This window comes from Streptomyces carpinensis (genome assembly GCF_002154505.1).
Taxonomy (GTDB): domain Bacteria; phylum Actinomycetota; class Actinomycetes; order Streptomycetales; family Streptomycetaceae; genus Streptomyces; species Streptomyces carpinensis.
In genome coordinates, this window is the sequence record NZ_MUBM01000510.1 from 1 (window position 1) to 10,880 (window position 10,880).

A 10,880-nucleotide genomic window follows, 5' to 3' on the forward strand; every position below is an offset into this window, starting at 1 on the left:
CCTGGCGTCCTCTCAGGCCGCGCCTGGCAGGAGACCACCGGACGGGTAGTCCCCGCGGCCTTCTCCCGAGGCTTCCTGAGCCCTCCTGAGCCCTCCTCAGGCACCGGCCGTGCCTCCCCGGTGAATTCCCGATGTCCGCCAGGCGGTGGCAAGCCGACCGTGCGCGTAAGCATGCGACGCAACCACGTGAATCGGGTCAACCACCGCGCCGACAGTGGACAGTTGTGTGATTTGATGCGCGGGCCGTGCCCGTCCGCCGCGGCCTCCCACGCGATCGAGGAGGCCGCCGTGGCCCGACGGGACGGCATGGGGGACTTCCACGGGGACTCGAACAGGGGGTCTCCTCGGCGATTTCAACAAGGGGGGATCCTGTCGTGGGCGCCACCGGACACGCACACAGACGCAGACACACCCGGCGGCGCGGCCTGGCGATCGCCGTCACGGCCGCGGTGACCGCGATCCCGATCGGGGTGGGCGTCTCACCGGCGCAGGCGAGTGAGACGACCGGCTCGGTGGACGCCCTGCGGACCGGCTGGGACCGAAGCGAACCCGGCCTCGGCCCGTCCGACGTGCGCTCCTCCTCCTTCGGGCAGCTCTGGAAGGCTCCCGCGCAGCTGGAGGGGCAGATATACGCCCAGCCGATCGTCGTCGGCGCCACCGTGGTGGCGGTCACCGAGAACAACATGGCCTACGGCCTCGACCGCGCCACAGGAGCCGTGCTGTGGAAGCGCAGCTTCGGGCCCGCATGGCCCGCCTCCACCCTCAACTGCGGCGACCTCACGCCGACCGTCGGCAGCACCGCGACGCCGGTGTACGACCCCGCCCGCGGCGCGGTCTATCTGACCACCAAGGTCAACGACGGCCCCACGCCCCTGAGCCCGCACTGGTACATGCACGCGCTCGACCCGGTCACCGGGGCGGAGAGGTCCGGCTTCCCCGTGCCGATCCAGGGCACCCCGTCCAACGACCCCACCCAGTCCTTCCTGCCCGCCTACGAGATGCAGCGTCCGGGCCTGCTGCTGCTCGACGGGGTGGTGTACGCGGCGTTCGGCGGACACTGCGACGCCCAGCCCTACCGCGGCTACGTGGCCGGCGTCAGCACCACCAGCCCCTCGGTGACCTCGCTGTGGGCGACGGAGGCCGGCGCCGGCAACAGCGGGGCCGGCATCTGGCAGTCCGGCGGGGGACTCGTCTCGGACGGCCCCGGCCGGATCTTCATGACCACCGGCAACGGCGTCAGCCCCGCGCCCGGCCCCGGCAGCGCGCCGCCCGGCACCCTCGCGGAGTCCGTGGTCCGGCTGCAGGTGCAGGCCGATGAGAGCCTGAAGGCCGCCGACTTCTTCAGCCCGTCCAACGCACCCGCCCTGGACCAGCAGGACACCGACCTGGGCTCCGGCGGGCCGGTCGGCCTGCCGGACAGCTTCGGTACCGCCTCCCACCCGCATCTGATGGTGGAGCAGGGCAAGGACGGCCGGGTCTTCCTGCTGGACCGCGACCATCTCGGCGGCAGGTCGCAGGGCACCGGCGGGACCGACGACGTGGTGGGAATCACCGGGCCGCTCAAGGGCCAGTGGGGCCACCCCGCGGTGTGGGGCGGTGACGGCGGTTATGTCTACCTCGTCGGCAACGGCGGCTCACTGGTGGCACTGCACCGCGGCGTGACGGGCTCGGGCGACCCCGCGCTGACCGTCGCCGGGTCCAGCCAGGACTCCTTCCCCTACACCAGCGGATCGCCCGTGGTGACCTCCGACGGCACACGCTCGGGCAGCGCCCTGGTGTGGGTGGTCTGGTCGGGCGGACCGACCGGCGTCAACGCCCAGCTGCGCGCCTACAGCGCGGTGCCCGACGCAGGCGGCGTCCTGCCGCTGGTGTGGTCCGCGCCGATCGGCACGGCGGCGAAGTTCGCCACCCCGGCCACCGACGGCGGGCAGGTCTTCGTCGGCACCCGGGAGGGCAAGGTCTACGCCTTCGGCAACCCGGTGGGCAGCCCGCTCAAGGGCGGCCCGGCCGAGTTCGGGCTCGTGCCGGTGGGCGGCTCGGCGCGCACCGACGTCGTCCTGACGGAGAACCAGAACCCGTCCAAGCCCCTCGCCGTCAAGGGCGTGAGCGTCGACGGCCCGTTCACCGCGGACACCTCGTCGCTGCCGCCGACCGTCCCGGCCGGCGGGCAGCTGTCGATACCCGTCTCCTTCAAGCCCACCGCGGTCCTGGGCGCGAGCGGAACCCTCACCGTGGCCACCGACGCGGGCACCTTCGCCCTGAGCCTGCACGGCGTCGGAACCAAGCCCGGTCTGGCCGCGTTCCCGGGCACGGTGTCCTTCGACAACCAGCCCACGGGGACCACGGCCACCGCCAACGTCCAGCTGACGAACACGGGCACCGAGCCCGAGGTCATCACCTCCGTCACCGCGCCCGAGGGACCGTTCACGGCCGCCAACCTGCCCAGCGCCGACCCGGCGAAGCCGACCGTGATCCCGGCCCAGAGCTCGATCGTCCTTCAGGCCCGGTACGCGCCCACGGCCACCGGCCGCACCTCCTCGTCGATCGCACTGACCAGCACCAGCGGTCCGCTCACCATCCCCCTCGCGGGCAACGCGATCAGCGGCCAGGGCCACCTGGTGCTCAACCCGACGACCCTCTCGTTCGGCGCGGTGGTCCGCGGCACGTCGAGCACACGGACCTTCACCATCACCAACACCGGGAACATCCCGGTCACCGTCACCAAGGCGAAGGCGCCGGCAGGCGTGTTCAGCAGCGCCGACCCGCTCCCCGAGGGCCTGGTCATCGGTCCCGAGCAGAGCGTCCGGCAGACGGTCACCTTCGCCCCGACCGTCAGCGGCAGCCAGTCGGCCACCTACGAGGTCACCGGCGACGCCGGGCAGGGGGCACAGCTGGAGAAGCTCACCGGCATCGGGGTGCCCCCCGCGTCGCAGCTGGGCACCCTGCTGGCACGGGACTCCTCCGGCACCCTGTGGCAGTACCACGGCACCGGTGTGACCTCCGCGCCCCTGGCCGCCCGCACCGCCATCGGCCCCGGCTGGAACACCTACAACATCATCACCAGCGTCAGCAGCGAGAAGGCCGACGGCACCGGAAACGCCGTCGGCCGTGACAGCAAGGGCACGCTGTGGTTCTACCAGGGCACCGGCGACCCGAAGGCGCCCTTCGGGCCCCGCAAGCAGGTCGGCCCCGGCTGGAACATCTTCAACTCCATCGTCGGCACCGGTGATCTGACCGGCGACGGCAAGGCCGACCTCGTCGCGCGTGACGGCAAGGGCGGGCTGTGGCTCTACCGCGGCACCGGCAACGCCACCGCGCCGTTCCTGGCCCGCACCTCCATCGGCCCCGGCTGGAACACCTACAACTCCATCGTCGGCACCGGTGATCTGACCGGCGACGGCAAGGCCGACCTCGTCGCGCGTGACGGCAAGGGCGGCCTGTGGCTCTACCGCGGCACCGGCAACGCCACCGCGCCGTTCCTGGCCCGCACCTCCATCGGCCCCGGCTGGAACACCTTCAGCGCCCTTGCGCGAACCGGCGACATCACCGGGGACGGCAAGGCCGATCTTCTCGCCCGTGACGGCAACGGCGGGCTGTGGCTCTACCAGGGCACGGGCAACGCCACCGCGCCGTTCCTGGCCCGCACCTCCGTAGGCCCCGGCTGGAACATCTACAACTCCCTCATCTGAGCCAGGGCCGGGCCGGCGGCACCGCGTGAGGGGCCGCCCGCCGCCGAAACGCACGCCCGTGGAGAGCAGCGCCTGCCCTTCACGGGCGTGCGTCTATCCGCGCTCCGGACGTGGCCGGGCGGTGTCGTCCGAAGTCGTCGCGGGCTTGGTGTGGAGGACCTCGCGGGCCTGTTCGGCGGCGCGGGTGATGCTTTCGCTGACGAAGTCGAGGAAGCGGGCGATGTTCTCCAGGCGGGTGGCGGCCGGGGTGCCGGGGTGGAGGATGCCGACGCCCTGTCGTGCGGTCTCGGCGACCTGGGCGGTGCCGCGGGCGCTGGCCATCATCGACTGGTACCAGACGTCGTCGTCGACGAAGTAGCGCTCGCGGCGGCGTTCGTCGCGCTCGCGGCGGACGAGGCCCTGCTCTTCGAGGAACGCGATCGCCTTGGAGACGGAGGCCGGGCTGACCTGGAGGCGCTGGACGAGTTCGGACGCGGTGAGGCTGGCCGCGTCGCTGATGCAGAGGCAGGCCAGCACCCGGGCCATCATCTTGGGCGTACCCGACTGCATGAAGACGGTGGTGAGCGTCTCCTCGTACTCGGCCACGGCCTCGGCGTCGCGGCCGTGCGGCTGAGGGACCGACTCCGGGCCTCGCGAGGAGGCGGGCCTGCGCCGGTGGGCGCGGCGTTCGGTGGCGCGGTGGGCCAGGTCGGCGCGGTAGGCGGTCGGGCCGCCGTTGCGCATCACCTCACGCGTGATCGTCGACGTCGGACGGTCGAGGCGTCGGGCGATCTCGGCGTAGGGGAGGCTGTCGGCCAGCCCCAGCGCGATCTGCTGGCGTTCCAGCTGGGTGAGCCTGCCTCCCGGCATCGCGATCTCCTCGGTGGTCCTTCGTGGTGGTCCCTGTCCCCACTATAGCGTTCACCTCTCACCCATTGCAATGATCAGAGCAGTCGCCGTTGCGTTACGTCCAATGCTGTTGCAACAGTTTTATGCAATCTACCTGCATGGACTCATTATCTATGCAACGAGCATGTTGCCGATTCCCGGAACGCAACGTAGCGTTTCTGAAGTCAGAAACAACGAGCGAGTACGGGAGAGCACGATGCAGAAGTTCGACACCACCACCCCGATCTCCGCCGTCCTGGACCTCCCCGCCGGACGCATCCAGTTCATCGCCGCCGACCGCACCGACACCACCGTCGAGGTCCGGCCCGCCAACCCCTCCAAGAGCCGCGACGTCCAGACCGCCGAGCGCACAGAAGTCGCCTACGCCGACGGCGTCCTGCGGATCCGCACCCCCCAGCCCAAAAACCAGCTCTTCGGCCCCTCCGGATCCGTGGAGGTCACCGTCCAGCTGCCCGCCGACTCCCGCATCGAGGCCAAGGCCGCCGGCTGCGAGCTCCGCGGCGTCGGCCGCCTCGGCGACGTCGCCTTCGAAGGCGCGTACCGCCAGATCAAGATCGACGAGGCCGCGAGCATCCGCCTCACCGCGCTCGACGGCGACGTCGAGGTCGGCCGGCTGGGCGGCCCCGCCCAGATCAGCACCGCACGGGGCGACATCCGGATCACCGAGGCCGCGCGCGGCACGGTCGTGCTGCGCACCCAGTCCGGCGACATCACCATCGGCGCCGCCGCCGGCGTCTCGGCCGCCCTGGACGCCGGCACCGGCTACGGCCGCATCAGCAACACCCTCAAGAACGACGGCACCACCGAACTCGACATCCGCGCCACGACCTCCCACGGCGACATCACCGCCCGCAGCCTCTGAAGGCCAGGGCCACGGCCAGGACGGTCCGTCCGGGCCCACCGCGACCGGGATCCTGCCGGGTCGTCACCGACGACCCGGCCGCCCGTCCCCAGGGGCCTGCGATCCACGTGCAGGACCCGGAGAAGCCGCACACGACGCCCAACACGACCAGGGGGAACACATGACGAAGAACAGCACGTCCATGGCCACTTCGAAGTGGACCGGCATGGTCCAGGTCGACGACACGGCCCTGGCCGTCACCGACACCGGCGGTCCCGGTATCCCGGTGGTATACCTCAACGGCCAGTTCGCCACCCAGGGGTACTGGCGGCGGGTCGTCGCCGAACTGGGCACAGGGTGGCGGCACATCACCTACGACGAGCGGGCGCGCGGCAGGAAATCGAGGCGCTCGGCGGACTACTCCTTCCAGGCCGCGGTCCGGGATGTCGACGCCGTTCTCGGGGCCAGGGGAGTGGACCGGGCGCTGCTGGTGGGCTGGTCCTACGGGGCGGTCGTCGCGGCGCACTGGGCCGGCCGGAATCCGGAGCGTGCCCTGGGCGCGGTCCTGGTCGACGGCGCGTTCCCGTACGACTGGCTCGACGAGGCCATGGAGCAGCGGATCCGGAAGCTGTTTCGGCGGTTGGGCTGGTTCATGCCGCTGCTGCGCCCGACGGGCCTGGCTCCGCGGATGACCGCCGAACAGCAGGCGGACAGCAACATCGAGCTCGGCAGGCTCTCCCGCGAGAGCGAGCTGGGTCCGGTGCTGGACGGCATCACCGTCCCGGTGCGGTACGTGGTTGCGTCGGGGACGTCCTTCGGAAGCCGTGGTGACGAGCAGGAACGCATACGCGCCGGCCTGGATGCGGTGACCGCCCGCAACGCGAACATCCACGTCAGCGCGAAGGTCGCCGGCAACCACGGTGCGATCCTGAGAAAGGAGTTCCGGGCCGTCGCCGGGGCCGTCCGCGAGGTCGCCGCCCTCGGCCCCAGGTGACCACGTGCGGTGAGCCGCCCCACACGTAGCTACGCAGGCACCGCGGAGCCGCGCTTGTCCTCGACGTGGACGACACGCAGTTCGGTGCCGTCCCGATGACACTTGGAGCGTCCGCACAGCCCCACGGCGATGTCCGACTGACCTGCGAGACCAGGTCGCACTCAAGCAGTTCACGATCCCGTCAGGCGCCTGGGCAGGCCCGACGACGTCGCGCACGCCGCGCTCTACCTCGCCGCCGACAGCGCCTCCTGGGTCAGCGGCATCGTCCTCGACGTCGCCGGCGGTTCGGTCCTCGTATAGGCCGCACCCTGCTGCGGCGGAGCACGGCGTCCACGCCGGGCCGGCCGGCACCCTCCCGGGTTCTGCGCCCCACCGGGTGCCGGTGGGGCACCGGGCGCTCCCGCCTCGGGTGCGGCCCGGAGCATCCCGGCAGCCGGGGCCGCACATGTCCTTCGAGCCGCAGCCGCGCCTGAACCTGATGCCGGCCGGCCCCGCCCACCGTGCGGCAGGCGGGTTCACCCGACAGCGTGTCCGAGTCCCGCGGCCCGGCGGCACGGGGCCGGCCGGGACGCGGTGGGCCCGCCCCCGGGGCGGGTGGCCGATGCCGCTTTCGCCACCCGTTCGGGCGTGACCGACCCCCGGTGGGCGGAGTGCCGTCGTCGCTCGAGTCAAGCACCAACGGGGCGTGTCTTAGCAGGAGTCGCCTGACGGGTGAGCCGGTGAGGCGGGAGGAAGGCCGCCGGGCAGCGTGCCGCGCCTGCCCGGGCGGCTCTACGATGGTGTGACAGGCGCGTGAGCCGTCGGGCAACGGCCGGCTGGGGGCATCCCGAGCGGGATGCCCCCGGGCCGAGGCCCACGACGAGAACCCCGGCCCGATTACGGCGGGCCGGGATTCTCTGTCATGTGTCTGGTTGTAGGGCCCCGGCCCTATTACGGCGGGCCGGGGTTCTGCATCGTCGGCGTCGTACGGCCGGCTTTAGTAGCCGCCCTCGTCGCCCCGGTCGCCCTCGCCGCCCTGGTGACGGTCCACGACACGGAAGCTGCCGACCACGCCGTTCTTCACCTTCACGCCGCCGTGGACGCGCTTGGTGAAGACGCCGTCGCTGGAGCTCCACGGGCCGACGGTGGCGATGGGGGCGCCGTTGTCGCAGGTGACCCCGCGGAAGAACTCGATGGTCTTGCGGCTGTCGTTGCGGATGTTGAAGCTGTTGGAGCCCAGGCCGCTCACGACGGTGATGCAGCCGTTGGGGTGGGCGGAGTAGGACCGCTCGTTGATGTGGATCCAGCCCTCCTCGTGGTGCTTGCGGCCGTGCTCGCCGCCCTCGCCGCCCTCGCCGCGCTCGTTGTTGTTGCCCTCGTTGCCCTTGCTGTTGTTGTTCCCTTCGCCGCCCATGGGCGCCTGGGCGGGCGCCTGCTGGACGACGGCCGGGGCGGCCTCGGGCACGGGGGCGGCGGTGGCGTAGGTGATGCCGGTCGCGGTCAGGGCCGCGGCCGCCACGACGGCCGCAGTGACTGCATTGGAACGGGTCATGATCATGTCGCTTCTTCTCCTGTCTCAGACTCAAGAGACGCATCAGCTGTACAGCCGACGCGTAATTGAACGTACTAACGCCGCCTTTAGCTGTCATATCGGGCATATCGGAATCCCTGGCTCTGAGGGCCAAACGGGGTACGCGGAACGCCCTCACGTCGTTTCGGACGCAACTGATGCCCCGTCAAGCGGGCAGCCAATTTGGTGGATTGAATGACTATTAGCCCTTAAAGGTGATCTTCTGACACCCGCTCACCCTTGGCGGCGGCGAAACGCCGATAACTCACGGCGCGTCGCTGCTTGACATGCGGGCCGCCGGAGGTTCCGCGCAAGAGCAGGGGTCGGCCGCGGGACGGCGCCCGGCCGTTCCCCGGCGCGGGGCCGGCCGGGGGAGCGGGGCTCCTCCTCCCCTGGGAAAGCCGGCCCGCCCAGCACAAGGGCAGACGGCGAAACCGCGGCGCCCGGGAGGACCGAGAGACAAAAGGGCTGAGCGCGCCCTTCAATGCCGGACTCGACGGCCGTGAGGAGATGCCGGACAAGGGCTGGGACCAGGTGCTCGTGTGGGCGTTCCGCGACCGGCGCCAGGGGCATCCGCCGACAGCGGTCAGCGCGCTGGAGATCACGGTGGACACCGAATACCTCGGCCGTGGCCTGTCCCACCGCATGCTGGCCGCGCTGCGGGACGCCGCCGCCGGGCAGGGCCACACCGCGCTGCCGGCCCCGGTCCGTCCCACCGCCAAGCACCTCCAGCCCCGTGCCCGCATGGCCGACTACATCCGCCGGCGGCGCGAGGACGGACTGCCGACCGACCCATGGCTGCGAGTGCACGTCAGGGCCGGCGGCAGCATCGAGAAGGTCGCCTCGGCATCGATGACCGTCAGCGGCTCCCTGACGCAGTGGCGGCAGTGGACCGGCCTGCCCTTCGACAGCGACGGTGACATCGACGTACCGGGCGCCCTCGTCCCGGTGCGCTGCGACACTACCCATGACCACGCGGTCTACCTTTGATCTTGGCTAGTGCTCCGGCGTTTACGCCGGGGGTGAAGGTCATCTCGGAACTCTGACCCGCGTATGAGTACGAGTCCGCAATGTTCAGCTCAGTGGGGCGCTTCTGGTTCTCGATGTACTGCTTCACGACGGTCAGGGGCGCCCCGCCGCAGCTTCCGGCGAAGTAGGAGCCGGACCAGAAGTGTCCGCCCCACAGGTACCTGTGGACGTGCGCGTCGTACTCCTTGCGCAGGAGGCGGGCGGAGACTCCCTTGAGGGAGTTGACCAGCTTGGAGAGCTGGACCTTCGGCGGGTAGTGCACGAGCAGGTGTACCTGATCCTCTTCGCCGTTGAACTGCTTCAGGTCGGCCTCGAAGTCGGCGCGGACCTCCCCCGTGATCTCTTCGCAGCGCGTCAGCATCTCGTCGGTGAACGCCTTCCGCCGGTACTTGGTGACAAACACCAAGTGGACGTGAAGGTTGTAGACGACGTGGCGGCCGGTTCGACATCGGGATTCGGAGTCCAACATGGTGGCATAAATCAAGTGCAGTATGCTGATCACTGTGAGTGAACTCGGCCTGATGAAGCGGCAGTTCGGGCACCGTGCCCGACTGGCGCTCAGCCCTGCCGAGATCCGGGTCATCGACGACCAGGCGCACGCGGCCCGCACTATGTGGAACTGTTTGCACGCCTGGTGGCAGATGATGCCGAAGGACAAGCGGACCCTCGCCGCCGCTGATGCGGCGATACGGCAAGCCCGTAAAGACCTCGACTTCCTCGCCAAGCTGCCCGCGCAGGCATCCCAGGCGGTGCTGAAGACGTACTTCCGCGCCTGGGTGAACTGCTGGGAAGGCCGGGCAGACGAGCCGAACTTCAAGGCCCGGTTCCGATCTGCAATGTCCGTGGACATCCCGCAGGGCCGTGACCTGAACATCGTCCGCGTCCACCGCCGCTGGGCCATGGTCAACCTGCCGAAGATCGGCCGCGTCCGCTTCCGCTGGACCAAAGACCTCCCCGTGGGCAAGCGAGCCACGACCGACAACCGGATCACCGGCGCCCGCCTGGTGAAGGATGCGCTCGGCTGGCACATCGCCTTCCGCATCCAGACCCTCGAAGCCAAGCCACAGCCACACCAGGGCCCGGAAGTCGGCATCGACGCCGGAGTGAACATCCCCCTCGCCCTGTCCAACAAGGACCACCAGGACCACGGGCGACCCCCGCGACTGCCGGACGGCACCGCCGACCGGGACAAGTGGCTCACCCCGAAGGAGAAGGCCAGACTCCTCAAGCTGGAGCGGCAGGCCGCACACCGCAAGAGCTTCCGCAAGAAGGGCGAGAAGACCTCCCGCCGCTTGCGGCACACCTACGACCAGATCAAGCAGCTCCGAGCAAAAGCCACGCGACGAGCCGTGGACTGGCAGCACCAAACGACCACCTACCTCGCCCGTACCTACGGCGTGATCGTGGTCGAACAGCTCAACATCACGAACATGGTCAAGTCCGCTCGGGGCACCATCGATGAGCCGGGCAAGAACGTCAAAGCCAAGGCCGGTCTCAACCGCTCCATCGCACAAGAGGCATGGGGACGCACGGTCACCATGCTGACGTACAAGCTCGGCCGCCACGGCGGCCAGCTCATCAAGGTTCCCGCCCCGAACACCTCCCGACGCTGCTCCGCATGCGGATTCACCGTCCCCGGCAGCAGGGAAGACCAGGCCACGTTCGTATGCAAGAACCCCGACTGCGGCTTCGAGTGCAACGCCGACTGGAACGCAGCCCGGAACATCTTGCACCTGTACCGGATCGGCCACGTCATCGTGGAGGTCCCGGCCGCCGGAAGGCGCGGTCGCAGGGCGGCTAAAACCGTCAAACCTGCCGCCGCAAGGTAGACGGGAATCCCCTTCCTGAGCTTGCGAGGGGAGGGGAGAACTTCAGTACGCCCGACGCGGG

7 protein-coding genes and 2 pseudogenes are annotated in these 10,880 nt (G+C 70.3%); 6 read left to right on the top strand and 3 right to left on the bottom strand.

Annotated features, from left to right (window positions below; translation table 11 throughout):
• The first annotated feature begins 374 nt into the window (after nucleotides 1-374).
• Nucleotides 375-3,689 (top strand): choice-of-anchor D domain-containing protein, encoded by a 3,315-nt coding sequence (locus tag BZY54_RS45090; protein WP_086731155.1) that lies wholly within the window; start codon nucleotides 375-377, stop codon nucleotides 3,687-3,689.
• Between the two features lie 93 nt (nucleotides 3,690-3,782).
• Here BZY54_RS45090 and BZY54_RS55745 read toward each other — a convergent pair whose 3' ends face one another.
• Nucleotides 3,783-4,538 carry a GbsR/MarR family transcriptional regulator gene (locus BZY54_RS55745; RefSeq protein ID WP_086731156.1) on the bottom strand — a complete coding sequence of 252 codons (756 nt, stop codon included), beginning with the start codon at nucleotides 4,536-4,538 and terminating at the stop codon, nucleotides 3,783-3,785.
• 235 nt (nucleotides 4,539-4,773) lie between these two features.
• Here BZY54_RS55745 and BZY54_RS45100 point away from each other — a divergent pair, with 235 nt between their 5' ends.
• The 3 genes and pseudogenes from BZY54_RS45100 to BZY54_RS45115 form a co-directional block, all read left to right on the top strand.
• The gene (locus tag BZY54_RS45100; protein WP_086731157.1) at nucleotides 4,774-5,439 is read left to right on the top strand and encodes a DUF4097 family beta strand repeat-containing protein; all 666 of its coding nucleotides are present in this window, start codon (nucleotides 4,774-4,776) and stop codon (nucleotides 5,437-5,439) included.
• 160 nt (nucleotides 5,440-5,599) lie between these two features.
• On the top strand, nucleotides 5,600-6,412 hold the full coding sequence (locus BZY54_RS45105; protein ID WP_086731158.1) for an alpha/beta fold hydrolase: 813 nt from the start codon (nucleotides 5,600-5,602) through the stop codon (nucleotides 6,410-6,412).
• Between the two features lie 180 nt (nucleotides 6,413-6,592).
• Nucleotides 6,593-6,712: pseudogene (locus BZY54_RS45115) on the top strand (SDR family oxidoreductase); the annotation flags it as partial.
• A 676-nt stretch (nucleotides 6,713-7,388) separates the two neighbouring features.
• On the opposite strand, the gene BZY54_RS45120 reads toward BZY54_RS45115, so the two are convergent.
• Nucleotides 7,389-7,943, bottom strand: coding sequence for a hypothetical protein (locus BZY54_RS45120; RefSeq protein WP_244217652.1), 555 nt, complete (start codon nucleotides 7,941-7,943; stop codon nucleotides 7,389-7,391).
• A 528-nt stretch (nucleotides 7,944-8,471) separates the two neighbouring features.
• Between BZY54_RS45120 and BZY54_RS45125 the strand changes: the two genes are divergently transcribed.
• Nucleotides 8,472-8,951 carry a hypothetical protein gene (locus tag BZY54_RS45125; RefSeq protein ID WP_086731159.1) on the top strand — a complete coding sequence of 160 codons (480 nt, stop codon included), beginning with the start codon at nucleotides 8,472-8,474 and terminating at the stop codon, nucleotides 8,949-8,951.
• A gap of 94 nt (nucleotides 8,952-9,045) precedes the next feature.
• Here the strand turns inward: BZY54_RS45125 and tnpA are convergent.
• Nucleotides 9,046-9,459: pseudogene (tnpA, locus tag BZY54_RS45130) on the bottom strand (IS200/IS605 family transposase); the annotation flags it as partial.
• A 34-nt stretch (nucleotides 9,460-9,493) separates the two neighbouring features.
• Here tnpA and BZY54_RS45135 point away from each other — a divergent pair.
• Entirely contained in the window at nucleotides 9,494-10,819 is a 1,326-nt protein-coding gene (locus tag BZY54_RS45135) for an RNA-guided endonuclease InsQ/TnpB family protein (RefSeq protein ID WP_167414181.1), read from the top strand.
• The last annotated feature ends 61 nt before the right edge of the window (nucleotides 10,820-10,880 follow it).

Bases quoted from the DNA above. Each gene is read 5' to 3' on its own strand.
- BZY54_RS55745 (WP_086731156.1), bottom strand. From the start codon at position 4,538: ATGCCGGGAGGCAGGCTCACCCAGCTGGAACGCCAGCAGATCGCGCTG.
- BZY54_RS45100 (WP_086731157.1), top strand. From the start codon at position 4,774: ATGCAGAAGTTCGACACCACCACCCCGATCTCCGCCGTCCTGGACCTC.
- BZY54_RS45105 (WP_086731158.1), top strand. From the start codon at position 5,600: ATGACGAAGAACAGCACGTCCATGGCCACTTCGAAGTGGACCGGCATG.
- BZY54_RS45120 (WP_244217652.1), bottom strand. From the start codon at position 7,943: ATGACCCGTTCCAATGCAGTCACTGCGGCCGTCGTGGCGGCCGCGGCC.
- BZY54_RS45125 (WP_086731159.1), top strand. From the start codon at position 8,472: ATGCCGGACAAGGGCTGGGACCAGGTGCTCGTGTGGGCGTTCCGCGAC.